We start from the raw sequence: 24,589 nt of genomic DNA, 5'->3' as shown, positions 1-24,589 counted from the left end.
CCTATGAATAAAAAGTTTCATGAACTTATCTCTGAAGCCTCGAAAGTTGTCTTGGATAAAAACGTGGAAATTCGTCTGGCGATGACGTGCCTTTTGGCAGGTGGACATCTGCTGATCGAAGATCTGCCGGGCGTGGGTAAAACCACTTTGGTGCAAGTTCTTGGAAAGCTCACGGGATTAAAAACCCGTCGTATTCAATTCACCATCGATCTGCTTCCGGCTGATGCCATTGGTGGCCAGGTGTTTCATCCCCAAGAACAAAAATTTGTCTTTCATCCCGGCCCCTTGTTTTCACAGATGGTGATGGCCGATGAACTGAATCGCGCCAGTCCCCGCACCCAAAGCGCCCTATTGCAGGCGATGGAAGAAGGCGAAGTTTCCGTAGACGGAACTAACTGGCCGTTGCCAAAACCGTTCTATGTTATTGCGACCCAAAATCCGCATCAACATACAGGCACATTCCCGCTTCCAGAAAGTCAGTTGGATCGTTTCTTGATGAGCTTGGAATTGCATCATGCTTCGAAGGAAACAGAAGTGCGTCTGCTGCAAGGGGAGGATCCCCGCGGACTTTTAACTAAAATCCAATCCCTTTTCGGCGAAGGGGAAATTGAACAGGCTCTGCAACAAGTACAAGCGGTGAAAGTGGCTCCGGCGGTGGCGAACTATATTGCGGATATTCTTGAAAGATCGCGCCGAGCGGGCTTTGACGGTGCGCCACTTTCCACTCGCGCAGGCATGGCGCTGGTGCGGGCTGCGAAGGCCTGGGCCTTTCTGGAAGGCCGTGACTATGTTCGTCCGGATGATGTGCAACAAGTTCTGGTTCCCGTACTAGGACACAGACTGGGAGGCAACCATGGCATCAAACGAGGCCGTGAATGGGCGCTCGCGCTTCAGAAAGCCACTGCGGTCCCTGTTTAAAAAGAAGAAAAGAACTTACATCATGCCATCGCGTTTTGGCGTGGCCTTCGGAGCTATGGCTCTGGTGCTGTTCTTTCTTGCCGTTGGTTACGCCAACAACCTGATTTACATTTTTGTGTTCTTCCTGATCTCTGTCGCGTTGACAGGAATTCTTCTGACCAACAAGAACATGGACGTTGTGCGCGCGGATGGAATTGAAGCTCCGGATCTTTTTGCAAATGAAGAAGGAAGTGTGCGCATTGATTTGGAAAATCCCACAGATATTCCCGCCTGGGAAGTGGAGGCCGTTTTCGCAAAAAGCCGCGAGACAACACCTCGAATATCTTTAGCACCCAAATCTCAAGAAAGTCTTTCTTTGAAATTCATTCCGCCGATACGTGGCTATATATCTCTGCCAAGAATCACTTTGCAGAGTGCTTATCCCTTTGGACTTTTGCGCGCGTGGAAGTATGCGGTGGCGGATGAAAAGATTCTGGTATTCCCGCAAAGAAAAGGGGATGTGGAATTCCCTGTGGATTCTGTTTCTGGCGAAGGTGCACAGCAGTCGGGACTATTCAGAGATCACAGATCCTTTCAAAGTGCAGATCCCTTAAGTCGTATCGACTGGCGCGCCAGTGCCCGTCGGCAGGAGCTATTGGTGAAGAACTATGAAGAGCCGGAAAAGCCAGCCCTGCATTTTTCCTGGGATCAGACCTCTTACTTGGAGGACGCCGAAAGCCGCATTTCACAGCTTTGTCTGTGGATCGATCTGGCGGCAAGACAAGGCTATGCCTACTCACTGACTTTAGGATCTCAGGAGATTGGAAAAAACTCCGGAACCCCTCATCGTCATGAATGCTTGAAGGCTCTGGCCCTTCTTCAGGCAAAGGCCTTGTTATGACAGACAGAAAATTCTTTACCCAAAAAGCCCTGGCCTTTTCCTTTGTCACTGCAATGGTGATGGTTGGTATTGAAGTGTCTCCGTGGATTGCATTTTTTTCTGTCGGCCTTTTGATCTGGAAATGGGGAGTGGAGAACTTAAAATGGAAGTCCCTATCAAAAAAAGTGACGGGGATTCTAAGTATTGCGCTATTGGTGCAAATCCTTTTGCAGTTCCGTACTTTTATCGGACAAGAACCTTCTTATACTTTTTTATTAGGCCTTTCGGGTTTGCGGGTGATGGACTATCGCAATGAGCGGGATCATCGCTTTTTGGTTCTTTTGGGTTTTGTCCTTGTCTCCGTGAAAGCTCTTTTCAGTCTCGACATCTATTGGATCATTCCCTCGGCGTTGGCCTTTGCGGGATTGTGGTACTCACTTCTTCCAAGTGATCTTCCGCAGAAAGGAAAAGTACTTCTGAAGGTTTTCGCCCTGTCAGCTCCGGCGGCGGTTCTTATGTTCTTTGCTTTTCCTCGTGTGGTTCTGCCCTGGGCGATGTCTCGTGGTAGCAACACAGGACAAATTGGTTTTAGCGAAGAACTCAATCCTGGAAATGTGGCCGAGCTTGCCGGTGTTTCCACCATGGTTTTTAGAGCCAAGCTTTCTGAAACGGGAATCAAAAACGGAGAAAATCTTTACTGGAGAGGATCCGTTCTGCCATATTCCCGGGGCTTGAGCTGGCGACCGGGGGCCTTGGGGTTGCGAGCATCAGAGCAGAAAGCGGAAACATCTGACGGGAAATTCTACGAAATTGCGCTGGAGCCGCACTCAAACACCTATTTGTTCGTTTTGGATGGAACCAGCGAAGTGCAACTGGAACAAGGGCGAACGATGTCCTTGAACGGTGACATCTATCGAAGCGCTCGCCCGATCATGACCACAACCGTTTATCGCGCCAAATGGAGCGAAAATAAGAAAGACGCCTTGGCTCCCGATGAAGACTATCTGCGCACACCGGAACTGCGAGGTCGGGTGTTGGAGTGGGTCGAGCAGACAAAAAACACATCTGCCGGAGCTGAAGCACGCCTTCTGGCTTTGCAGGAACTTTTTGCAAAGAATGATTTTACCTACAGCCTGAATCCGGGTGTGTATGGCGGACCCAATGATCTAGAAGCTTTTTTGTTTTATAGAAAGCGGGGCTTCTGTGAACATTTCGCTGGAGCTTATGCGACCTTGGCGAGATCTTTGGGGATTCCATCCCGGGTCGTCGTGGGTTATCAAGGCGGACGGTATAATCCGATGGGAGATTTCTGGAGGGTCACACAAAGGGACGCGCATGCCTGGGTGGAAATATTCCATCACGGGGTCTGGCAACGAGTTGACCCGACTGCGTGGGTGGCGCCACTGCGTTTGGTGATTGGGGCGGAAGATTTCTTCAATTTGTCGGAAGAAGATCAAAAGGTCTTTGCCAGGAATGTGGAATGGCGCCCTTCAAAGGATTCCGGAATCACTTTGTGGGATCGTGCGGAGTTCTTGATGGATGATTTGAATTACCGATGGACCTATTTCCTGGTGGATTTCGATCGTAGCTCTCAGAAGAATTTCTGGCAGTCTTTGGCGGATATGAAGATACAACTGATCTTAGGACTGCTCTTTGTGGGTGTTCTGGGAGTTTTACTTTTCCGCAGTCTTTTCAGGACGAAAGGCTTAGTGAGTGAAGAGCGAGTTCTGTTTCTGGCGGTGCAGAAATGGGCCGAGAAGAAGAGTCAGCCCCAGGAAAGCGGGGAAACACCACTCCATTATCTGGCCCGACTGGCTGATGAATATCCCCAACAACGGGAAGCTCTTCTGGATATTGGCCAGTTCATTGATCAAAAGGCCTATGCCGGGACCGAGGCGAAGTTCCCAAGTCAGCAACTGCTGACTCAGTGGAAAAAAGCCGTCGAAAAAAGTAGTTAATTACTTAAAGTCGTACTGGCGAAGGGCATTGATGCCGGATTTGAATCCGATACGCACGATGCGCGCCAGGATTTCCGGATTCAAACTGAAGTGGTCCACAAAGAACATCTCATAGTTCTGGGGACGTGGGGCCACATAGATGTAATCCACTTCCGGTCGATAGTTCACACGATTACGAATGATTTCAAGGATTTTGTCCCTGTGTTCGCCCGGCAAGTTCTGTTGTTTGAAGTAACCATCCACAGCATTGTAGATACCGCGAATATCGTTTTTATACTGAATATGGCGGGTGATTTTCTGCTGTACGACTTGGTAAAGAGCCTGATTGGCAATCAGAGGAATTCCGTAGTCATGCAAAGAGCCCATCTCTTTGGTGTAGTGATAGGGCTGAATGGAGTATGAGGAAATCACCAGATCTGCGCCATAGTCCGCCGCCACATGCGTGGACAGGGTGTCACGAATCTCGCCGTCATAATAGTGAATCTCTTTTCCGTCCGGACGTTTGATTCCATATGGAGCAAAAACCGGAGGAAGCGCTGTTGAGCACGCGACCGCGTCACTGATGGTGGCATAATTGATATACTTGGTGGTCTCGGTTTTAAAAGATTCCGGGAAGTTACCAAAGATGGCTTTGCGGGTGTGGTTCAGTTGAGTTCCGATAATGAAAAGTTCAACCCCCAAACGGGCAAAGTCGTTATCGACCAGAACTTCTTTACGCAAGTAGTTCTCGATACCTTTGGTTGAGAACAGACCGTTCAACTTCAGACCGTTTTTCAAAAGCGATTCAAAGCCCCCGGTGACCAGGGCCTTTTCCATCAACGAACGGGGGATGAACTTCAAAAGACTTCCCGAGTTCAGGTTGAACAGGCTGCGATAAGAAATCGGCTTAAGATAACGAAGATCCGACTTTTCAAATGTCGGCTCTGATCCGGAGCCCACTTGGAAAGCATTGATCAAGGATTCAACTGGATAGCCAGCAGCTAAAACGGATGCCACGAAGGCCCCCGCACTGGAGCCAACATAAAGACGGATCGTCATCGGGTCGTTATCCCCGAAATTCTGACGCACCATCTCTTTGGTTCCGCCGGCAAATTTGAATCCCTTTTCTTGAAGGGCTAAGCAAACCCCAATATGAAAGGCGGCGGCTTTGATGCCTCCTCCACTTAAAACTAGGGCCACTTTCTTTTTATCTCTGATACGCATATTACTTTTTAAATTATCGGACCTTCGGTTGATTTCAGCAAAGAATTCTTTTATATCACCAGAAATCCATGACTTAGGGATGCGTAATCAGACTTTGGTCCAGTGAATAGGCATTGGCTAGCCAGATCAAAGTCCTGAATTTAGTTGAATTTGGATAAGTGTTCACACAAAATTTGACAGGCTTAAGTCCTGTGATAACGTTGACTACGCAAGCTGAGTAAGGGGACCACCTCTCCCAAAGGCGAGCTACTGAAGCTTCGGCGCCACCGAAGTAGAAAGTATGAGGAAATAATGAACGTCGAGACCTATGGTTCTTGGTTACCGCTAACGGACTATTCCACTAAGTACAAAATTAGTGTGAGTACACTCCGCCGTAGAATCAAAGCTGACGACATTAAGTTCCGATTTGAAGACGGCAAGTACTTCATCATGGACGAACCGATGGGTACCCATCAAAGAGTACATCGCCCCTCCCTAGAAAGCGACCTTGCTTTGGTGGGTGCTCATCAAGGAATGATGAAAGGTTATGAAATGGCCACTTCAAAGGACGAAGTTAAGACCGCGGACCTGACCGATAAGATGGTGAAAGTGAACAAAGACGAACCCATCTTAACGGCTGCCAACAAACTGCTCAACGAGCTGAAGAAGGCTTATACCCAAATCCTTCAAGAAAAAGAGGAGCAAATCCTCCACTTGAAGGAAGAGGTGACAGACCTGAAAACGCTGGTTCGGGTGTTGGAATCCGAAAACGACCGTCTTAAAGGTTTTAAACAATAAAAAAAGGGCTGAGAAATCAGCCCTTTTTCTTTTTCAAAAGGCCTTAATTACTGGCAGCTGAGTGGCCGCTTAATGCTCAGGTTCTGGGAATAAACCGTTCTTTGCCTCATGATCTGGGTTTTCAGCTCACCCACGGCTTGGGATTGATTCCTTTTCAACAAACTGTCTGAAGCATTCAAATTCAAAGTGAACATCACCGTATTAATACATTCCAAATTCGGAAGATTTAACATCTCGGGCAGGAAGCTTGCTGGTTCCACACGCAGGCCCGCTCGGGTGGCCATATAACCGACACGGAAGGATTCGATCGTAAAGTCCACATGGGGGTTTTGCAGTAAAACGGTTTCTTCCCGGGTGTTTTCATCATACCTGATCAGACTGCGATCTGATTTACGCAGACAAAGAGAATACGTGCGAGATGAATAAACCTCGGTTCCGGTGATAAAGACTGCCGTTTTGGAAATAATGGCGCTCCCACCGACATTGGCCGGTGTCCTTAAAATTGCCGATGCGAATTTAAATATAATAGGCGCGCCAAAGGAATCCGTCTTTGGGAGGTCATCATACGGATCCAGATTGCTTGAAAGATTCATTCTTTTCGACACCACGGTGTAACGCCTTAGATAGCGCCTGTCGGCATCCACTAAAACCACTTCCACCGGCATTTTGCTGGCGTTAAACATGGAGGCCTCGGTTTCATCGGCGGTCAGGCGAAGTTCGTGGGCATTGCCTGTTTTATTGGCGTCAGCCATTTCAGACCAGGCGCGAAGCACACGCTCAGAACGCTGTTTACGATCCAGGGTGGTATAGCGAATAACAGAAGCACCATCCTGATTCAAACAAATCGAAGGCTCCATTCCCGGAGACAGTGAGGTCATGCCGAAGTATTCCACCGAACTGCTGCTGGTCAGATTTTCCACTGGGTCCATGCGAATGACGTTGCGAATATCACCTTCGATAGTCTTTAAAGCCATGGACATTTCAAGTTGTCCTGAAGACCAGGTTTCCATGCTTTTGGTTTCAGAGAAGAAGTTATGAATCAAATAGGTGACGATGCCAATCACCATCGTTGAGAGGCTGACAGCTAACAGAAGCTCCATAATGGAAAAGCCGGAATTTTTCTTCATCGCTTAAACAGGGTGACTTGGTTTTGAATCAACTGTCCCCCCGTCCCATTGGGATAACCGCGCACATAGATGTTTACTTTTTTTAAGCTGTTGGAATATTTCGGCAACTTCAGACCACTTGAGCTGAAATCGGCCTGAATATTGGCGGCCGGTTCGACTTCCCAGACAACCTGAATGGTGCTGTTTCCAGGCAGAGCCACTCCGCAGGCGGGAGGTGGGCCGCTGACTTTGATCTCATCTTTGAAATTAATTTGAAAGTCATAGGTTCGCACGATGCAGTTTCCCGGATCCGGGATGTCATCGACAGAGGCGCCTTTGAGTTCAATGGCGTTGTTTGTCAGAACCTCTTTAAAAACGATGGAGCGGTCGACGCCGGATTTGTGAGTACGGTTGGACAGAGTCAATTGCATCAAGACCGTCACGCTGACGATGGATATCGCCAAAGCCGCGAGGACTTCAATAAGTGTCATACCCTGATTGCTCAAATGAAGTTTCATCTAATTTCGTGTCTCCAGGATAGGTTGATCGACCCCAATGATCGAGCCGAGATTGCGGTAGTCGATAGGAGGATCGGTATGAACAAAGATGTAGCGTCCGTTATTCACACTGGGCTGGGACTCTCTTATGCCATTGACGATATAAGCCGCTTCGCGGGAATGGAAATTACCGGGAACGCACAGTGTTCCGGCAGGGGTGTCCTGGTAATAGAACCCCGTATTCCATCTGATATTCTTATGCTCCAAAGAAATAGGCGCGGTGCCGTTGGAGCGTGTGTCCGCCAAGGTGCGGGTTGGATTGTTCAGATTCTTTTTTCCTGGAGGCACGAAGGAATCAAAAACCGTATACATACGAATGCCGGAGTAGATGACATCAGACTCTTCGCGGGCACCCATGCCCGCAGACCTTTGCAGGGCAAAGACGGCAGGGTAGTAGGACGTTGGGAACTGAGAAGTGCTTCCGTTGTAGTAGTTGGAACTCAAAGGAGGAATTGGGGAATTCGGAATTGTGATATAGGACGGAATCTTTGCGGTGGCGTAAAGATTATGCCCGGGAACTTCTTCCAAGTTATAACCGGCCATGCTGACCATGCACATATTTGAAGGAAACTGATCGGCCGTAGAGTCTGGTCCACTCCAAAGACCACGCAAAATAAATGGACTGGCCGTATCAGTATTGGCGTTCGTGATCAGACTGACGCTGTCGATTTTATAGCTGCGATAGCCATAGCGGAATCCATCATTTTCCTGTCGGACATAGTCAGTGTAATTGTGCAATACGGGCTGGATCTTACCACCCACAACAGGCCAATAAGTGCTCATATAAGTGGGGCTTGCCGGGACATACTGAGGGCTCAGCAGATGCACCCGCTCCGGAGAAAGCAGGACCAAAGGAATCGGTTCGCGTCCGCCACCCGTGGCATCCCGGTTAAAGGAAACTTCGCGCAATCGGCCGGGATCAGAACTGAGGGGCGATGTATTGTCCTGCTGATACCCACGCAAGGCCAGCGTGTCTTCACTGATGATCCATAAGGACAGATTCTTTCGGGCTGGATTCGTGGGAACAATTCCAGACATCAGACCCTGCGCCGTTGTTTGGCGAATTTCAGTTGGAACTTTGGTATAAACTACGCGACGAAGCAGGCGCTCTTTGAGGCTGGAATTGGTAAGCTGGGCGACGTTGAAATTGTTCAGCGTCAGGGTGTTGAGATCAATATTGGAAATCTGCTCGCAGGTCGTATTGCCGCTGGCGTATCTATTTAAGTAATTCACATCCCAGATAGGACAGTCGGTGTATGGATTTGTTGGGCTGTCGATAACACGCCCACACTGGCGCGCATCTTCCTCCAGGGCTTCCATGTTGTCCCAATTGAGCTTGGGTGAGGGGATTTCTTCAGCATCGGCCGTGAACAGTGTGCCGTCGAGTCCGGCATCTCTTCTCCAGGATTTAAAGCCGCGAGGGAAATGTTCGGAGTTGGAACAGACTTTCTTGGTGGAATCAGAGTCAGCTTTTGAAATACAAGTGGCATCGATGCGAATACCAAAATGATTTTCGCCCGCATAGCCGTAATTGAAGATCGAATAGCGATCGACATCATTGAAATAGGTCCCGCTGTCAGAGGCCTCCCAGGACTTGAGCGGCGGAGATCCCCCAAACAGTGCGATGGGATAAATTTCGCTGCGGATGGAGGCTTTGGTGAGTGGGCCCAGCGCGGAATTTACGACCTGCTGTTTGAACGTCATGGCTTTGTTGTAGTCGCGAGTAATAAGCGTGGAGCCCCCACCAAACTGACTGCGGTAGTCGTAGGGCTCGTCGAGGGCGCTATCAAAGGGGGCCAGCAGAGTTTCAATATTGCTGGGATCAGGATTGGGTTTGGGTATGACATACTGAATGTATTGCATGCCCCCACCAAACTGAATCCGATCACCTTGAATGATCGTACCGTATTCACCCGGCCAAATACTTGGCGAACCATTCCAGTTCATCATGGGATTGGGGCGATTGATGTTGCCTCCGAACTGAATGGGACCTTTGGTGTAAATTCGGCGATCACGCGCAATCAGGGCTGTTGGAAAATCAGCATTATATAAACGACGCAAAGTCAGCGTGGAGTCAGATCCTGAGAACAGCAGATAGTCCGACACATCCAGCACTTTGATGCGCTTGATATAAACGGCCTTCAAATCTCGATAATGGCCTTCGGAAATCAGTTCGTAGTTCTTTGTGGTGAAATTATACTTGGCGGTCACATTCCAGGTCATGCCGCCCTCAAGCTTGCCATCCACACTGAAGGATTCAGACTTAAGGCAGCTGTTGTCCGGAGGCGGCTCCCACAGACGACGGGCCAGCGCCGACTCCATCACTGCGAACGCGGAAGTCGTCACCTCGTTTAATAGAACCTGATCGTGATCTTTTGTTTTGTACTCGTAGTTTCTTTTCTGAATATCAGCGGAGTTTAATACAAAGATCACGCCTATGGCGCAGAGGACAGTAACAAACAACAGTGTGCTCTGGCCTTTATTGTGAAATATCATGGAACAATCTTAGACTGTTCCCTATATACAAACAAGTTAACAGTGAGATACGGACCTCTGACGAAAGTAGAGGTTGTGTCTGTCTCGGTTTGAAACAAAAAAAGAGAGCTGTTTCACCAGCTCTCTTTTCAAACGCATAACTCTAGGGAGGGGCGATGCGCACTTGCGGACTAAGCCGCAAGTGATTTGGATTTCTTAGGATCTTTCTTCGCAGCAGTTTTCTTGTCTGTTGTTGCTTTTGCGTTCTTATCGAAGGCAACCGCAAACACTTCGTCCAAGTTTTCTGCCAGAATAAAGTTGATCTTGTCTTTGAAGACCTTAGGGATGTCAGCAAGATCCTTTTGGCAAGCCATTGGGATGATGATGTTTGTAATACCCAGGTTCAAAGCAGCAAGACATTTCTCACGAATACCACCGACAGGAAGAACACGGCCTTGGAGTGTTACTTCACCTGTCATCGCGATATCGTGACGAACAGGAGTGCCAGTCATCAAGCTTACAAGCGCGGTTGTCAGAGTGATACCTGCAGAAGGACCGTCTTTCGGGATCGCACCTGCTGGCAAGTGGATGTGAATGTCGTACTTTTCAAAGAAGTCTTCCGGGATACCCAGTTCTTCCATGTGAGCACGAGCATAAGACATCGCTGCGTGAGCGGATTCTTTCATGACATCGCCAAGCTGACCTGTCAGAGAAAGATGTCCTTTACCTTTCATTTTCAAAGCTTCCACGGTAAGAACCTCACCGCCGGCTTGTGTCCACGCCAGACCTTGAACCACACCCACTTGAGAGTCGGCGATCTTGTCGTCGCGTTGGAATCTTGGTGGGCCCAGAAGCTCTGGAACTGTTGTGGCATTTACTTCCACAAAGTTTGCTTCTTCCATCACCACCATCTTAGCCACTTTACGGCAGACGGAACCCACTTCGCGCTCCAGGTTACGAAGACCTGCTTCGCGAGTGTAGCCAGCGATCAGATACTTGATACCTTCATCAGTAAACTGGATGTTTTCTTCAGTAATACCGTTGGCTTCAATCTGTCTTCTGATCAAATGTTTTTTCGTGATCAAAAGTTTGTCATTCTCTGTGTAACCAGGAATGTTCAGGATTTCCATACGATCGCGCAAAGCTGGTGGGATATTTTCCAACACGTTGGCTGTGGCGATGAACAACACATTTGAAAGATCGAAATCGACATTCAAGTAGTTGTCACGGAAAGTTGCATTCTGTTCCGGATCCAAAACTTCCAGCATTGCTGCAGATGGATCGCCGCGGAAGTCAGAACCCAGCTTGTCAACTTCATCAAGTACGATCACCGGATTGTTCGTCTTAGCCTGACGAAGCGCCTGGATGATTTTACCTGGCATCGCACCTACATATGTACGGCGGTGACCACGGATTTCAGCTTCATCCTTCACGCCGCCCAGAGCGATACGGAAGTATTCACGACCCATGGCTCTAGCGATAGATTTACCCAAAGAAGTTTTACCTACACCTGGAGGACCACCGAAGCACAGGATTGGACCCTTTAGGTTTGGCTTCAGCTTGCGCACTGCCAGGAATTCCATGATACGGTCTTTGGCTTTTTCAAGCTCGTAGTGATCTTCGTCCAAAATTTCTTTGGAACGCTTAAGATCAATATGATCTTCAGATTTTTTGCTCCAAGGAAGATCCGCCATCCAATCAAGGTATGTGCGAACCATTGTCGCTTCGGAAGCGTCTGGATGCATGCGCTCCAAACGACCCAGTTGTTTCAATGCTTCAGCTTCCACACTTGTAGGCATGCCAGCATTGATCAGTTTTTCACGCAATTCGTCCATTTCTTCTGATTTGGAGTCGCCTTCTCCAAGCTCATTCTTTATAGCCTTCATTTGCTCGCGCAAGAAGTATTCACGTTGAGACTTGGACATGTCGTCTTTGGCATTGGTGCCAGGACGATTTTTTTGTTGTGTCTGCATCACTTCAAGTTCTGCAGCCAGAATTTCATTTACCAGTTTAAGTCTTTCTGTAGCATCAGAAGTCTCAAGAACTTTTTGAGCGTCTTGAACTTTGATACCCAAGTTAGAAGCGATCAGGTCAGCGATACGGCCTGGATCAGAAACATCATCCAAAACCAACAAGATGTCTGGAGAAAGAGGGCGACCCAAAGCGATGATGCGTTCGATGTGCTCTTTTGCTGTTCTGATCAAAGCTTCATTTTCAACAACAGTTTTTTGAACAGGAGTTTCTTCGATCTTTTCAACAGCCACTTCGAAAGAAGGAGCTGTCTTCGTGAAGTTTTTCACGCGGCCTTTTGCAACACCTTGAATAAGGATTTTTACGCGACCATCAGAAAGTTTTCTCATTCTCATGATCATCGCCACAGTACCCACTGTGTAGATGTTGTCAGGAGAAGGATTTTCTTCAGTGATGTCTTTTTGTGAAGCCAGGAAGATCAGGCGGTTTTTCGCCAATGCTTCTTCTACTGAGCGGATAGAGGCGTCACGGCCTACATACAATGGAATAATCATGTAGGGGAATACTACGATGTCTCTCACAGGTAGCATTGGAAGGGTCTGTGGGATTTCTAGGACTTTATCGTCAAAACTCATACCGCTCCTCCGCGTAATGCGGGAATTTATGTTTCTGGTATGAGTCTTCTCGGTGTGAGACAGTTTTTTCTAAACTGCAATTGAGGATAAATTTAAAAAATTGGACTGACATCCATGTCAGCGGACCTCATCCAATGAGATAAATTAGACATTATTGGAAAAGACTAGAATGGCTCTCTTGTTCTTCCATGCAGTCAATACAAAGGGCTGTGAACGGTCTGGCTTGCAGGCGGCGTGCATTGATGATTTCAGTGCAAGCTTCACACTGGCCGTAGGTCCCGTCGGCAATTTTGCCAAGAGCTCTTTCAATCGCATACAAAGCTGTGCGATCACGTTCGTGCAGGTGAATAGAGATATTATTGGAGATATCCTGAGAAGCCGCTTCGGCTTCATCCGCAACCGCAGCCATACTGGATTGCTCCTCTTTAAACTCATGAGTTTTATTGAGGATCGTGCTCTTTTGGAAGAGCAAGGATTCTTTCAAATTTTGCAGTTCAATGTCTGTCAACTCTGACGGTTCGGTTGCGTTCATCTCACCCCCCGATATGATGATCCTGGCCGAAAATTGATCGCATATTACGGGGGAATGAGTTTCTGTCACTAAAAAAGCACTGCGTGATTATTTAACGCGCAAACTTACGACTTACCGCTTCTCGCATCTCTGCTCCCTCGATGCTTAAGCGAGTCCATGGAATTGCCAACAACCTTTCAGTTTCGATAAGTTCTTCTGTTTCTTCGCAAATACCGAATGTGCCTTGTTCGATGCGCGCCAGGGCCATCTCGATCTCGACAAGTTGGTTTCTCATTCGTGCCTGAGATATTAAAAAAGAATGTTCTTCGATGTGGGCGACGGATTGATCAGCTTCATCACCACCTTTTTCGTAGTGGACCAATTCACGCTGAGCTGTTCTGAAGCGATTCAAAACATCTTGTTTTGCGGTAAGGAGTTTTCTTCTGCACTCCATCATTACGTTATCAGAGATACGACTTGTCATAACGGCCCCCTTCTTCAGATTTGCGACACTCATTGTCGCTGGTGTTCCTAAGACAGAACACCTACCGAGGGGGGTTAAAAAATCGTCATTAAATATACTTATAGATCTTATTTGCGGATTTTAAGGGGAATAACTTCGCCTTTTTCAATAGTTAGCGCGGTTACGGGGCGCTCGATCTCTCTTTCCGCGTTAATACTGAGGTTTCCTAGGCTTCCTGGGAAGCGATTCAGCTCAGACATCCTTTTCACCAAATCCTCGCGGGAACTGGCTCCTGAGGCGATCAGCTGGCGCAGAATAAGACCCGCATCATAAGCCTGAATCTCGATTAAAGAAGGTTCCTCGTTATACAAAGACCGGTATTCGCCAACGAAGCGAGAGCGATCTTGAGACGACGGTGTGATGCTATCCACGAAGACCAAGCTTTGCGCGAAGTTTCCTGCACGCTTGGCAATGTCTTTGGTGTTCCAAAGATTGGTACCCAGCAATTTCACGCCGCGGACATCATTATAAGAGAGCATCGCGGAAATCTGCCCCATTGCGCGGGCACTGTCGGGAATGAAGATGCCATCAAAGTCCACGATGGGAGGCAGAACGTTTTCCAGATTGGACTGACGAACGGAGTGCTTCTTGCCGGACTGTTGCAGTTCTTTAAGGCGCATATTGAATTCGTCCTGACGGGCCTCACCAAAATAAGTGCCGACAAGACGCTGAATCACCAGGCGGAAGTCCGTTTCTTTTACAGAATAGGTCTGAACTGCAGTGATTTCCCCACCCCGAGCCAGCACTTCATCCCAGAAGATATTTGTGAACTCAATACCATATGGATCATTGGGATAAAGAATTGCAAACTTCTTCATGCCCATGTCTTCCATGGCGGTGCGAACCAGAGTGCGGACCTGCATTCCACTGGTCAGAGAATTTCTGAACACAGTCGGACCAATCTCTGTCAGGCCAGAACGCTGAGACAGGGCAATCGTGGGCACACCCAGTTCGTCCGACTTCGCGGCCACGGCAGGTGCTGTTTTGGAAAGAAGACTTCCAACGATCGCAATGACATTGTCCTCTTTCACCAAGCGCTCAACACCGCGACGGGCAGAGTCCGGGTTTCCTTCACTATCCATGACGGCCAGCTTGAAGCCAGAGCCCGGAATATGAAGTCCCAAGCCCATCTCCAGGCCACGCAAAGCGCGTTGGCCCACCGGGGCGTTGCGACCACTCAAGGGCAGAACAACGCCCACTGTCTGGGACTGGACATTCTTTGCAGAGTCCAACTGAAGAATAATGTCTTGGGCTCGCAGAGCAAGATCTCCGCCGGGGACAAATTCAGTGACGGAGTTAAAATATTTTCGTGCATCGGAGTTGTCTTTTTTATCCAAAGCCATCTCGCCCAAGCGGAACATCGCGTGTGCGCGCAGGAAACCAAAGTCAGAGTCGTCGGCGACATCTTCCAGTTGGTCTTCATTCAGTTTGTTTTCCACCATGTCAATGGCGCGCAGGCGGAAAGCTTCCTGATCCTGCTTGCTCGGCGCCTGAACGGTCTGGTTCACCAGTGTTTTAAGCTGGGCCAAAACATCGCCGGAAGCAGCCGGGATCGAAATGTGCGCGGATTCGATTTGCTCCGGGGGTTTCCCCGTCGTCATACCACTGACCGCTTTTGGTTTCTTTGCAGAAGCTGCGGTGGTCGCAGCAGGCTTCAGAGGAGCACGCTTGGTCGCCACCGTTGTACATGAAGCCAAAAGACCGGCAGTAAGCAGAAGAGAGAAGGTGGATTTCATTTTCTATTCCTCATAAGTTGAGACACTTTGTCCTGGAAGGCCTTGACCAGGGGGCTTGTTTCGCCGCTTTTGGCCAGCTCTTCCATCAGCTCTTTTTGTCGGCTGGACAGAGTGCTTGGCGTGTCGACCAAGATACGCACCAGCATATCACCGGAACCAAAGCCGCCCAGTTTAGGGAAACCTTTTCCTTTCAGGCGGAACGTCTGACCGGAGTGGGTTCCTGGTGGGATGCGAATCATGGCTTTTCCAGTCAAGGTCGGAACCTCGATGTTGGTGCCCAGAATAGCATCGGTGTAGATGATTGGAAGATCCAGAGTGACATCGTTTTCGCTGCGTTTGAAAAGGGGATGCTCTTGAATGTTGATGATGACATATAAATCACCCGCGTTGGCGCCGGCAGAGGCGTCTCCTTCACCAGCAAGTTTCAGGCGTTGGCCTTCCTTCACGCCGGCAGGAACATTCACCGAGAGCTTTGCAGGCTCTTCACGGCCTCCGCGCTGTCTCATAAAGCTGATCACTTTTTCACAGCCCAATGCGGACTCTTCAAAAGAGATATTTAACGTATAACGAAGATCGGTGCCCTTACTGGGGCGGCGTGGGCGAGCGCCAGGCCCCCGTGCCGAACCGAAGATATCACCAAAGACATCGCCGAAGATGTCCTGGAAAGGATCACCACCTTGGGAGGATGATCCGGCCCCACCAAATCCGCCGAAGCCGCCAGCCCCACCAAAGGGACCACCAGCACCGCCGCCCCCGAAGCCTTGTGCGCCTGCGTGCCCGAATTGGTCATACATTTCGCGCTTTTTAGTATCACTGAGAACTTCATAGGCCTCTGTGATCTCTTTGAATTTTTCTTCGGCCTTTTTGTCGCCCGGGTTTTTGTCCGGATGAAACTGCATTGCCAGCTTACGGTAAGATTTTTTAATCTCTTCCGGGGTGGCAGATCGAGAAACATTCAAAATGGAGTAAAAGTCTTTCTTAGACAATCAACACTCTCTTACTCTGGCTTCTTCGCAACAACGACTTGGCCAGGTCTGATCACTTTGTCATGAAGTTTGTAAGGTTTTTTAAATACGCGCACCACGTGGCCCGGGGCGACCTGGTCTGTGGCTTCGGCGCTGAGCGCTTCGTGAACGGCTGGGTCAAACGGAGCTCCTTGAGCAGGAACTTCTGTCACGTTATGGCGCTGTAAAAGACTGCGCAGTTCTTGCGCGGTCATGTCCACACCCTGTCTGAAGGTGGTGAAATTTTCAGCTGTGACATTGGTGCTCAAAGCGCGTTCAAAATTATCCACGACCTCAAGCAGGTCACGAACCAGGCGCTCGCCGCCATATTTCGTCATTTCTGAACGCTCTTTGATCGCATTGCGTTTGTAGTTTTCAAACTCCGCACGCAGATAAAGGAAGTCATTTTTGAACTTTTCAGCCTGTTCTTGAAGCTTTTGAATCTCAGAAGCACCGTCGGCATTTTCTGAAGGAGGAATATTCGGATTTTGAGAGTTGTTTTCTTCTGACATGAGACGTCCTTTCGCAATACTTAAGATTGTGTATTCACGAGATATTGTCAATGTCAGGGGGCCCCAGGAATAACTCCTAGTCCTCTATAAATCTTCTTTGAGGAAGGTTAATTCTTGGAAAATTCGGTTGCTCAGCACAAGGCCGTCGCGAGTCAGCGACCAATGCCCGTTGTCATGCTGAATCCACGCCTTTTCTTCGAGTTTCGACAGAATTTGAGCAACCTTGTCGCAGGTGTTCGCCGGGAATTTGGACTGAAGTTGCCCAATATTGAGTCCGCGCATCAGACGCATTGAGGTATGACAAAAGTCTGTAAGAGCTTGGTGTATTTCTAAAACTTCAACCTGACTGTCAGGCAAATGAGCTGCCGGAGAGCTGAACTGCTGACCATCGAAAGCCAGAATCTGTTTTTGATAGTCGTTGATATTATTGATGTTCCAATACCGTGTGCCCCACGAGGACTCTTTGGAATAGGAATGAGCACTCAGTCCCAGCCCCCAATAGGGCTCATCCACCCAGTACAGCAGGTTGTGTCTGGATTCGTAACCCGGCAAGGCAAAGTTTGATATTTCGTACTGTTTAAATCCGGTCTTTGCCAGCTCATCGGCGATGATGTCGAACATCTCGATTTGTTCTTCATCAACGGGGCGGCCTTTTGACAACGGATGACCATCAGGCACTGTCAGGCAGTAAGGACTGATATGACGTGCACCTTGTTCTACAGCAATCTGCACATCCCGACGCAGGCCCTCCACCGTCTGTGAAGGCAGAGCAAACAGAATATCAAAGCTGAAGTTCAGGTTGTGAGCCCGTAAAAGGTCGAGAGTTTCCAGCGTCTGTTTGGCAGAGTGTTCGCGGTGAACCATCTTCAGCAAACGATCATCAAAGGTTTGAGCACCCACACTGAAACGGTTCACGCCGTTGTCGATGTAGGTTTTCAATTTATCTTCGTTCACCGTCGCTGGGTTGATCTCGATTGTGATTTCCGTGTCAGGTCTAGTTGTAAATCCATATCTACCCAGCTCTTTGATAATCGCTACAATGAGATGAGCAGGGATAAGGCTCGGCGTGCCTCCACCAAAGTAGATGGTATCCAGACTTTGAGGGGTGTAATAGCCGTGCTTTTGACGGATCTCCTTAAACAGGAGCTCCACGTACTGTTCGGGCGGCAAAATCTTGCTTTGCTCATAGGTGGCAAAGTCACAGTAAGTGCAACGCTGAATACAGTAGGGAATGTGGATATAGACGCCAAATGCCATGGGAGTTATGTAGAGTATGTCTAAGAAATTTCAACTAAAAAACGGTCTGAAAGTCCTTTTCTTAGAAAGTCACAAGTCTCCGGTGGTCTCAGTGCAAATGTGGGTGAAAACAGGCTCCGCCGATGAAAAAAAGGCATGAAGAGGGGATTTCTCACTTTATCGAGCATCTGGTCTTTAAGGGCACCCGTAAATACAAGGTGGGCGAGATCGCAGCCACGGTCGAGGGCTCGGGCGGGGAGCTGAATGCCTATACCTCTTTCGATCAGACAGTCTTTTATGTGACGATTTCCAAGCAGTTCTCGGATGTCGCCCTGGATGTGATCAGTGAGATGATGGGATATCCGACTTTTGATCCGCAGGAGATCGACAACGAGCGCGAAGTTGTTATTGAAGAAATCAAGCGCGGGCAGGACAGCCCGGGTCGTCGCGCCAGTCAGTTGCTATTTACCAATGTCTTCCAGAAAAGTCCTTATGGAATTCCGGTGATTGGCTATGACAAAGTCGTAAAGAAAGTCTCTGCAAAAAAAATCCGCGAGTTCTACCAGTCTCGCTATGTGCCTTCGAATATGTTCCTGGTGGTGTCGGGTGACTTTGATTCCAAAGACATGAAAACCCGCGTGCAAAAAATGTTCGGAGGCTTTGAGCCTTTCAAACTGCGCAAAGTGGCTCGCAAGAAAGAACCGGCGCAAAAAAATATCCGCATCAAAGTGGAGCAAGCGAAGTTTGAACAGACCACGGCATATCTAACTTGGCGTATTCCAAATGTGAAGCATAAGGATATTGCCGCCCTGGAAGTGATGTCGGCGATCTTAGGCCAAGGGGATTCCTGTCGCCTGATGCAGACCCTGCGTATCAAAGAGCCGCTGACGAACTCTGTCGGATCTTTTGCATACTCTATGCAGGATGACGGTCTGTTTGCTGTTTCACTGGGTTTGGAAAAAGAAAACCTGACAAAAGCGCTGGCAGCCCTGGTGCCTGAGCTGGTGCGCATGGTGACAGAGCCACCGACAGTGGCTGAGATGCAAAAAGCCATGACCAACTTTGCCAGCCATGAAGTTTATTCGATGGAAACGGTGGATAACATTGCCCGTAAAGCCGGAAGCAATGAGTTCTACCATGGCGATCATGATTATTATAAGAAATACATGAAGCAGGTCTATGCCCTGAAGCCGGAAGATATTCTGAAAATTGCCAGAAAATATCTGAAAGCGGAAACCTTTGGTCTTTCCATGATGACAAATATGGATAAGAAAAATGCCGACCGCATCTTGAAATCTTTCGCCAAAGATCTGAAAAAGGCTTTGAAGGAAGCCAAAGTCAGCAAGCAAAAAGCGGCAAGATTTGTCGCAAAGAAATTCAACATCAACGTCGGCGCCAGCAGCAAGGCTCCGAAAACCGAGCGTATTGTTCTGGACTCGGGCGCAACCCTGCTCATTCGTGAACAAAGTGATACGCCCTATGTGGCGATGAAGGCGGCCTTCCTGGGCGGCGCGCGCGTGGAAGACGAAGGTCAAAACGGTTTGACGGAACTCTTTGCCCGCAATTGGCTGTCAGGCTCAAAAAACTTCTCTGAAGATGACATCAATCTTCGCGTGGATGAGCTGGCCGCCGGCATTGGCGCCTTTGGGGGAAGAAACTCCGCCGGTCTTTCTATGGACTATTTGTCTCCATTTGAAGACAAGATGTTGGACATCTATGGGGACTCCTTGTTGGCACCCCAGTTCCCTGAAGCTATTTTGGAGCGTGAGAAAATTGTTCTGAAAAATCAGGTTAAGGCCCGTAACGACAATCCGGCCCAGCTTTGTATCTTAAGCTTTATGCAGGAGATCTTCAAAGGCCATCCTTATGCCCGCGATCTGGTGGGCAGTGAGTCCAGCGTCAGTGCGATCACGGCGGAAGCATTGCATGGCTATTATAAGAAAATTGCCAATGCCAAGAATCTGACATTTGCAGTTGTCGGTGACGTGGATACTAAAAAATGGGTGAAGACCCTGAATGAAATCACCAAAGAGCTTCCCAAGGGCGAGCGCGTGAAAAATCATTTCGCGGCCCCGGTGATTAAAGAGTCCAAACACCTTTATCGCGAGCTGAAGAAAGAACAAAGTCACATCATTGTGGGCTACCAGGGGCTGACACTTTCAAGCCCAGAGCGCTATACGATGGAGATCATCCAGTCCATTTTAAGTGGTCAGGGAGGACGTCTGTTCCTGGAACTGCGGGACAAAAACTCGCTGGCCTATTCCGTGTCTCCGATGCACATGGAAGGTATTGAGTGCGGATATTTCGGTGGATACATTGGGTGTTCTCCGGAAAAAGCGGAAAAAGCCATTCAGATGCTGAAAGAGGAATTTAATAAACTGGCAACCACCAGGATTTCTGCTGAAGAGCTGATTCGTGCACAGAGATACTTGATCGGTCGCCACGATATTGAATTGCAAAGAAAAGGAACCATCGGCAATGCAATCTTGTTCGATGATATCTATGGTTTGGATTATCGTGAAAGCTTGGACGTGGCGGATAAGTATTTCGCCGTGACGGCTGAAGATGTGCAGCAGCTTGCGCAAAAGATTTTTGCTCAACCGACGGTGACCAGTTTGGTTGGTCCCCGAGATGTTGAGAAATAGATTCTATCAATCGAGGATCTCTCGCAGGTCCTCGACTATTCTTTGATTGATCACTTCAATTTTGTCAAAGCCCCCACGACCGATTTTTTGTGGTTCGCCGGATTCCAGTAGGTGGATATAGTGCCTTTCAAGGATCTCATACACTTTGGGAATCAGAGTTTTCTGATAGTTTTCGCTTTTGATATGATTTCGCGATAATTTCCAGATTTCCCATCTTACAGGAAGAAAAGCGAAGTAAGGATCTTCGCCTTCAAGGACTCTGTGCTGAAGCTCCTTCTTCCACACACGCAAAGCCTGACTATGTCGGCCGTCGGTGAAGTCTCGCAAGAGCAGTTCAGGGGCAGAGTGTTTGTCATAGCTTTCCCGTGAATCGCGAAGGACGCTCTGTAGCGCTTTGGGATCTTTGGTGGCCGTTAAGGTCACAACATCTGCAAACAGTTCATGGAAGGCCCCTCGCAGGTTCCAAAGAGGGAGAAGTTTGGTCTGGCGGTTGCGAAGTGTGTCGCGCAGCGAGCCTTCCGTCTGCTCAATCCTTTTTTCCAATGAAGAGAATTCGGCATAAAGCTTTTGGAATTTCTTGTTCCGCATCAGCATGTTTGTTTCAAAAACAGCGTGGCCGTATTCGTGAATCAATGTGGTGAAGTTGTGGGCGGGGTGTTTGGGACCCATGTAAGCGGGGCGCAGGCCGACAGAAATGCGGAATGTGGTTGGATCAAAAACTGAAAAGACAAAAGCATTATCTACGCTGATAAGGGCGCTGGTGGCCGGGGACAGCGGTCCCAGCAGGGCGTCGACCTGTTCAAGGACTTTGGCGTATTCGGCAGCTTTGGGGCCGTGCTGAGCAGAGGGTTTAACTTCCACACGTCCTTCGGCGGCATATTCCATAGAGAATACAGGACCGCATGCGGGCATGAACGCACCCGATTGAAGGGGCGCAATAATGCCTGCCAGTGCCAATACCTTTTTCAGCCAGTTCAAATACACGCGAACTCTCCATGAAATTTCTTCTGTGTTCTTCCAAGTGCAAAGAGGGCGCCTTTCCCGGTGTCTCAAAGTGAGACTTTTGACCAGCTTTCGCAAAACCATTAACCGGAAACCAACGGAGGTTTGTTAGACTGATAGTATGCGTGAAAAGCGTTCGACGACATCGACAGTTGAGCTTTTTGTTAGCCCTGAGGGCTACTTTCAGGAACTTGTTCAAAAGGGACTCTCCCAAAGAAAAGTTCAGACGTACCCTTTGGTGGAAACCTATCTGGTGAATCTGCTGCAGCACTATCTGGATGCGCGCAATCTTTTTGAGCCTGAAACAACTTTGGCGGAAATGTATCTGACAGCACAAAACGCCGACAGCGTGGTGCGTGCGGAAATGTTGAGAAAACTCGGAGATAGAACCCTCTATATCAGCGGCTTCTTCGGGGATTCTTTATCCCGGAAGATCGTGGATGTGGATTACTATGCGGAAATCGGCGGAGCTGCCTATGCGTCTTTGGCCCATTGCACCCGCGAAGATACTATGGCCCGGGTGTATGGAGTTTTTTCCGAGCGTTTCCAGGAATTTGTCGATGTCCTGACCTATATCAGTCATCATTCCTTTGTAAAAAGCGACGAAAGCATTCTGCGGCTCTATGAGCGCTATATGCGGACGGGGTCGGAGTTGGCCCGCGAGAAACTGGTGGAAATGGGTGTTTTGACTCTTCCTCAGGATCAAGTAAAGCTTGGCAAGCAGAGCTGATTCCACTATTCTGGCGCCATGTTTGGCCTAGGTATGTCTGAAATTATCTTTCTTGCGGTTCTTGCCCTGATTGTGATCGGGCCGAAGGAACTTCCGGAGCTTGCAAGAACTTTGGGTCGTTTCCTGAACGAACTCAAACGCAGCACCAATGTTTTGGGTGATGAACTGAAACAACAAGTGCGCATGGATAAGATTGATCTCAACCAAACCATTCGCAATCCTCAACAGCAAAATCCGGAACAGCAAGACGCAGTGGCACCGGCTTCGGAAGAGTCCTCTTCTGCAGTCAGTCCTGATCAGCTTGAGTTTCCGCAGGCTGATGAAAAATCCGAAGAGCAAAAGAATAAATGAAACGCGAAGAACTAGATTCCAAAGCCCAGTCCTTGTATGAGCACCTTGCTGACCTAAGAAAGATGCTGATCAACTGCGCTTGGATTCTTTTGATCGCCACCGGTATTTGCTACGGCTTCAGTGAAAAGATTTTTGATTTTGTGAGAGAACCCATCCGCCCCTATCTTCCGGGTGGAGGTTTGATTTACACGGGTCCCCTGGATAAATTCATCGCCCATCTGAAGCTGGCCTTCGTTTGCGGTATCTTGCTGTCTTGTCCATTCTGGCTTTACCAAGTGTGGAAGTTTATTGCTCCGGGCCTTTACGCGAAAGAGCGCAAATACACCATGGGCTTTATTGTCTCCGGGACGGGGTTGTTTGTTCTGGGGGCGGCTTTTTCCTATTGGATTGCTTTGCCGATGGCCTTCCAGTTCCTGATGACCTTTGGGGGCGACATCGACAAGCCGATGATCTCTATTGATCAGTACATGGGTTTCTTTACCCAAATGTGCCTGATGTTTGGTGTGGCGTTTGAGCTTCCGCTGGTGATCATTGTTCTGGGTATGATGGGAGTCGTCAGTCAGGCTTTCCTGCGCAAGAACCGTCGTTATGCCATTATGACCATCGCGGTGATTGCCGCTGTGATCACACCACCGGATCTTCTAAGCATGGTCATGATGCTTGCGCCGATGTGGATTCTATTTGAAGCCGCAGTCCTGATTGTCGGTGTCTTTGAAAAGAAGCGCGAAGCAGCTTACGCCGTTAACGAGCGCGAATAAATCTTTCTATTTATCTTTAGTCCAGTATTTGACGGCTCCTCATGTCCTTTGGGCAGGTTCACAGATATCCTACTAGCAATAGACATAAAAATCGGAAATCTCGGAGGAATTATGAAATATTTCGCGCTTCTTTGCGGTTTGGGAATGGCTTTTTCAGCTCACGCGGCTGATATGGATAAGGCGATGAAACAATTTGCCTGCAACAGTCAAATCAATCAGGCGGCGATGGATATGGGTTACGGAATGGATCCGGATGGGGTTGCATTCTCTATCGACAACGATGGGAAAACCCAAGTGGTGGATCAGAATAAAATCGTTTCCCGCAGCACAAAAGACGGTGTTGAGGCGATCACTTACAAGGCCAAAGTGGCGACGGGTTTCAAAGATGGCAAGCCGGTTTATGAAACGGAAAGAAAAACCGTCTATATTAAGCGTGATTCTTCAGGACGCGTGGTTTCTGTAAATAAAGACATGAATCTGAAAATGCAGATCATGAATCGTGACAACTTCAAAAAGTCGGACTTCGGAAAAAACTATAAAGGGGCTTACCCCTTGATGAAGGGCACGGAATCCACGTTCACTTACAATGGCGATTCCTGTGAAGTGAACCAGAATCTGTACTACGAAATGAAAGATGAAAATGCTAAAGCCGAAGGCAAAGTGACTTATGACAAAGCCTTTTGTGATAAATTGAAGCCGATGATTTCCAAAATGGGCAGTCAAAATGCCTCTCAATGCGGAAACATGATTACAATGGCGCAAAGCCTGCATGATCAAAGAAATAACGAACTGAAAAAAGAAGGCAAGACCCTGTCAGCTTCCGGCATTTATGGTGGCTTCGGTGGCGGCGAGGCAACCGATGCCAAAACCAAGCAAGCGGCAACAATGAATACTTTCAACATCGGTGCAGCGGTTTCGTTGTGTGCGACGATGAATGAAGCAGCCAACGGGATGAGCCCTTGGGGCATGTATGGCGGCGGTATGTACGGCGGAGGAGCCATGATGGGTTCTATGATGGGTATGCCTTCAGGTGGAATCATGGGCGGACCGTCTTCTGCAACTACCAACAGCAAGGGTAAAGAATCCTCAGCTCAGGGCACAAGATAGTTGAAGTTGGTTAAG

21 protein-coding genes are annotated in these 24,589 nt (G+C 48.6%); 9 read left to right on the top strand and 12 right to left on the bottom strand.

Annotation, left to right across the window (positions count from 1 at the left end; translation table 11 throughout):
* The first annotated feature begins 3 nt into the window (after positions 1–3).
* The 3 genes from ACES2G_RS17865 to ACES2G_RS17855 are packed head-to-tail and all read left to right on the top strand — an operon-like array spanning position 4 to position 3,735.
* On the top strand, positions 4–918 hold the full coding sequence (locus ACES2G_RS17865; protein ID WP_374000925.1) for an AAA family ATPase: 915 nt from the start codon (positions 4–6) through the stop codon (positions 916–918).
* A complete protein-coding gene (locus ACES2G_RS17860) occupies positions 854–1,798 on the top strand; it encodes a DUF58 domain-containing protein (RefSeq protein ID WP_374000924.1) in 945 nt (314 codons plus the stop codon). The genes ACES2G_RS17865 and ACES2G_RS17860 overlap by 65 nt, the downstream gene beginning before the upstream one ends.
* A complete protein-coding gene (locus tag ACES2G_RS17855; protein ID WP_374000923.1) occupies positions 1,795–3,735 on the top strand; it encodes a transglutaminaseTgpA domain-containing protein in 1,941 nt (646 codons plus the stop codon). The genes ACES2G_RS17860 and ACES2G_RS17855 overlap by 4 nt, the downstream gene beginning before the upstream one ends.
* On the opposite strand, the gene ACES2G_RS17850 is transcribed toward ACES2G_RS17855, so the two are convergent.
* Positions 3,736–4,938 carry a patatin-like phospholipase family protein gene (locus ACES2G_RS17850; RefSeq protein WP_347355715.1) on the bottom strand — a complete coding sequence of 401 codons (1,203 nt, stop codon included), beginning with the start codon at positions 4,936–4,938 and terminating at the stop codon, positions 3,736–3,738.
* 291 nt (positions 4,939–5,229) lie between these two features.
* On the opposite strand from ACES2G_RS17850, the gene ACES2G_RS17845 reads away from it, so the two are divergent.
* Complete coding sequence (locus ACES2G_RS17845; RefSeq protein ID WP_347355717.1) at positions 5,230–5,715, top strand: hypothetical protein; 486 nt, start codon at positions 5,230–5,232, stop codon at positions 5,713–5,715.
* 47 nt (positions 5,716–5,762) lie between these two features.
* On the opposite strand, the gene ACES2G_RS17840 is transcribed toward ACES2G_RS17845, so the two are convergent.
* The 10 genes from ACES2G_RS17840 to hemW all read right to left on the bottom strand — a co-directional run bounded on the left by ACES2G_RS17840 (position 5,763) and on the right by hemW (position 18,002).
* Complete coding sequence (locus ACES2G_RS17840) at positions 5,763–6,842, bottom strand: type II secretion system protein J (protein WP_374000921.1); 1,080 nt, start codon at positions 6,840–6,842, stop codon at positions 5,763–5,765.
* A complete protein-coding gene (locus ACES2G_RS17835; protein ID WP_347355721.1) occupies positions 6,839–7,339 on the bottom strand; it encodes a prepilin-type N-terminal cleavage/methylation domain-containing protein in 501 nt (166 codons plus the stop codon). Before ACES2G_RS17835 ends, ACES2G_RS17840 begins: the two co-directional genes overlap by 4 nt.
* Positions 7,340–9,874, bottom strand: coding sequence for a hypothetical protein (locus ACES2G_RS17830; protein WP_374000920.1), 2,535 nt, complete (start codon positions 9,872–9,874; stop codon positions 7,340–7,342).
* A 170-nt stretch (positions 9,875–10,044) separates the two neighbouring features.
* Positions 10,045–12,459: an endopeptidase La gene (gene lon, locus ACES2G_RS17825; protein ID WP_374000918.1), complete on the bottom strand. Its 2,415-nt coding sequence runs from the start codon at positions 12,457–12,459 to the stop codon at positions 10,045–10,047.
* A 151-nt stretch (positions 12,460–12,610) separates the two neighbouring features.
* On the bottom strand, positions 12,611–12,991 hold the full coding sequence (locus tag ACES2G_RS17820; protein WP_374000917.1) for a TraR/DksA family transcriptional regulator: 381 nt from the start codon (positions 12,989–12,991) through the stop codon (positions 12,611–12,613).
* 91 nt (positions 12,992–13,082) lie between these two features.
* A complete protein-coding gene (locus ACES2G_RS17815; RefSeq protein WP_347355727.1) occupies positions 13,083–13,454 on the bottom strand; it encodes a TraR/DksA C4-type zinc finger protein in 372 nt (123 codons plus the stop codon).
* A 107-nt stretch (positions 13,455–13,561) separates the two neighbouring features.
* Entirely contained in the window at positions 13,562–15,229 is a 1,668-nt protein-coding gene (locus ACES2G_RS17810) for an ABC transporter substrate-binding protein (RefSeq protein ID WP_374000916.1), read from the bottom strand.
* Positions 15,226–16,215 (bottom strand): DnaJ C-terminal domain-containing protein, encoded by a 990-nt coding sequence (locus tag ACES2G_RS17805; RefSeq protein ID WP_374000915.1) that lies wholly within the window; start codon positions 16,213–16,215, stop codon positions 15,226–15,228. Before ACES2G_RS17805 ends, ACES2G_RS17810 begins: the two co-directional genes overlap by 4 nt.
* Positions 16,216–16,226: 11 nt before the next feature.
* Positions 16,227–16,745: a nucleotide exchange factor GrpE gene (gene grpE / locus ACES2G_RS17800; protein ID WP_347355733.1), complete on the bottom strand. Its 519-nt coding sequence runs from the start codon at positions 16,743–16,745 to the stop codon at positions 16,227–16,229.
* Positions 16,746–16,829: 84 nt separating this feature from the next.
* A complete protein-coding gene (gene hemW, locus ACES2G_RS17795; protein ID WP_347355735.1) occupies positions 16,830–18,002 on the bottom strand; it encodes a radical SAM family heme chaperone HemW in 1,173 nt (390 codons plus the stop codon).
* Between the two features lie 122 nt (positions 18,003–18,124).
* On the opposite strand from hemW, the gene ACES2G_RS17790 reads away from it, so the two are divergent.
* Complete coding sequence (locus ACES2G_RS17790) at positions 18,125–20,626, top strand: M16 family metallopeptidase (protein ID WP_374000913.1); 2,502 nt, start codon at positions 18,125–18,127, stop codon at positions 20,624–20,626.
* Positions 20,627–20,632: 6 nt separating this feature from the next.
* On the opposite strand, the gene ACES2G_RS17785 is transcribed toward ACES2G_RS17790, so the two are convergent.
* The gene (locus tag ACES2G_RS17785; protein WP_374000912.1) at positions 20,633–21,610 is read right to left on the bottom strand and encodes a hypothetical protein; all 978 of its coding nucleotides are present in this window, start codon (positions 21,608–21,610) and stop codon (positions 20,633–20,635) included.
* Between the two features lie 139 nt (positions 21,611–21,749).
* Here ACES2G_RS17785 and ACES2G_RS17780 point away from each other — a divergent pair, with 139 nt between their 5' ends.
* The 4 genes from ACES2G_RS17780 to ACES2G_RS17765 all read left to right on the top strand — a co-directional run bounded on the left by ACES2G_RS17780 (position 21,750) and on the right by ACES2G_RS17765 (position 24,574).
* Positions 21,750–22,358, top strand: coding sequence for a hypothetical protein (locus tag ACES2G_RS17780; RefSeq protein ID WP_347355741.1), 609 nt, complete (start codon positions 21,750–21,752; stop codon positions 22,356–22,358).
* A gap of 33 nt (positions 22,359–22,391) precedes the next feature.
* On the top strand, positions 22,392–22,709 hold the full coding sequence (locus ACES2G_RS17775; protein ID WP_347355743.1) for a twin-arginine translocase TatA/TatE family subunit: 318 nt from the start codon (positions 22,392–22,394) through the stop codon (positions 22,707–22,709).
* Positions 22,706–23,467, top strand: a complete 762-nt coding sequence (gene tatC / locus ACES2G_RS17770; RefSeq protein ID WP_347355746.1) for a twin-arginine translocase subunit TatC — start codon at positions 22,706–22,708, stop codon at positions 23,465–23,467. Before ACES2G_RS17775 ends, tatC begins: the two co-directional genes overlap by 4 nt.
* Positions 23,468–23,578: 111 nt before the next feature.
* On the top strand, positions 23,579–24,574 hold the full coding sequence (locus ACES2G_RS17765) for a hypothetical protein (RefSeq protein ID WP_374000911.1): 996 nt from the start codon (positions 23,579–23,581) through the stop codon (positions 24,572–24,574).
* Positions 24,575–24,589: the final 15 nt, after the last annotated feature.

Origin of the sequence: Bdellovibrio bacteriovorus, from assembly GCF_041888015.1 — a bacterium.
In the GTDB taxonomy this organism is placed as follows: domain Bacteria; phylum Bdellovibrionota; class Bdellovibrionia; order Bdellovibrionales; family Bdellovibrionaceae; genus Bdellovibrio.
Note: the sequence above shows the minus strand (reverse complement) of the source record. Positions and strands in the feature narration are given on the sequence as shown.

Coding starts and splice junctions, on each gene's coding strand:
- ACES2G_RS17865 (WP_374000925.1), top strand. CDS start 4: ATGAATAAAAAGTTTCATGAACTTATCTCTGAAGCCTCGAAAGTTGTC.
- ACES2G_RS17860 (WP_374000924.1), top strand. CDS start 854: ATGGCATCAAACGAGGCCGTGAATGGGCGCTCGCGCTTCAGAAAGCCA.
- ACES2G_RS17855 (WP_374000923.1), top strand. CDS start 1,795: ATGACAGACAGAAAATTCTTTACCCAAAAAGCCCTGGCCTTTTCCTTT.
- ACES2G_RS17850 (WP_347355715.1), bottom strand. CDS start 4,938: ATGCGTATCAGAGATAAAAAGAAAGTGGCCCTAGTTTTAAGTGGAGGA.
- ACES2G_RS17845 (WP_347355717.1), top strand. CDS start 5,230: ATGAACGTCGAGACCTATGGTTCTTGGTTACCGCTAACGGACTATTCC.
- ACES2G_RS17840 (WP_374000921.1), bottom strand. CDS start 6,842: ATGAAGAAAAATTCCGGCTTTTCCATTATGGAGCTTCTGTTAGCTGTC.
- ACES2G_RS17835 (WP_347355721.1), bottom strand. CDS start 7,339: ATGAAACTTCATTTGAGCAATCAGGGTATGACACTTATTGAAGTCCTC.
- ACES2G_RS17830 (WP_374000920.1), bottom strand. CDS start 9,874: ATGATATTTCACAATAAAGGCCAGAGCACACTGTTGTTTGTTACTGTC.
- lon (WP_374000918.1), bottom strand. CDS start 12,459: ATGAGTTTTGACGATAAAGTCCTAGAAATCCCACAGACCCTTCCAATG.
- ACES2G_RS17820 (WP_374000917.1), bottom strand. CDS start 12,991: ATGAACGCAACCGAACCGTCAGAGTTGACAGACATTGAACTGCAAAAT.
- ACES2G_RS17815 (WP_347355727.1), bottom strand. CDS start 13,454: ATGACAAGTCGTATCTCTGATAACGTAATGATGGAGTGCAGAAGAAAA.
- ACES2G_RS17810 (WP_374000916.1), bottom strand. CDS start 15,229: ATGAAATCCACCTTCTCTCTTCTGCTTACTGCCGGTCTTTTGGCTTCA.
- grpE (WP_347355733.1), bottom strand. CDS start 16,745: ATGTCAGAAGAAAACAACTCTCAAAATCCGAATATTCCTCCTTCAGAA.
- hemW (WP_347355735.1), bottom strand. CDS start 18,002: ATGGCATTTGGCGTCTATATCCACATTCCCTACTGTATTCAGCGTTGC.
- ACES2G_RS17790 (WP_374000913.1), top strand. CDS start 18,125: ATGAAAAAAAGGCATGAAGAGGGGATTTCTCACTTTATCGAGCATCTG.
- ACES2G_RS17780 (WP_347355741.1), top strand. CDS start 21,750: ATGCGTGAAAAGCGTTCGACGACATCGACAGTTGAGCTTTTTGTTAGC.
- ACES2G_RS17775 (WP_347355743.1), top strand. CDS start 22,392: ATGTCTGAAATTATCTTTCTTGCGGTTCTTGCCCTGATTGTGATCGGG.
- tatC (WP_347355746.1), top strand. CDS start 22,706: ATGAAACGCGAAGAACTAGATTCCAAAGCCCAGTCCTTGTATGAGCAC.
- ACES2G_RS17765 (WP_374000911.1), top strand. CDS start 23,579: ATGAAATATTTCGCGCTTCTTTGCGGTTTGGGAATGGCTTTTTCAGCT.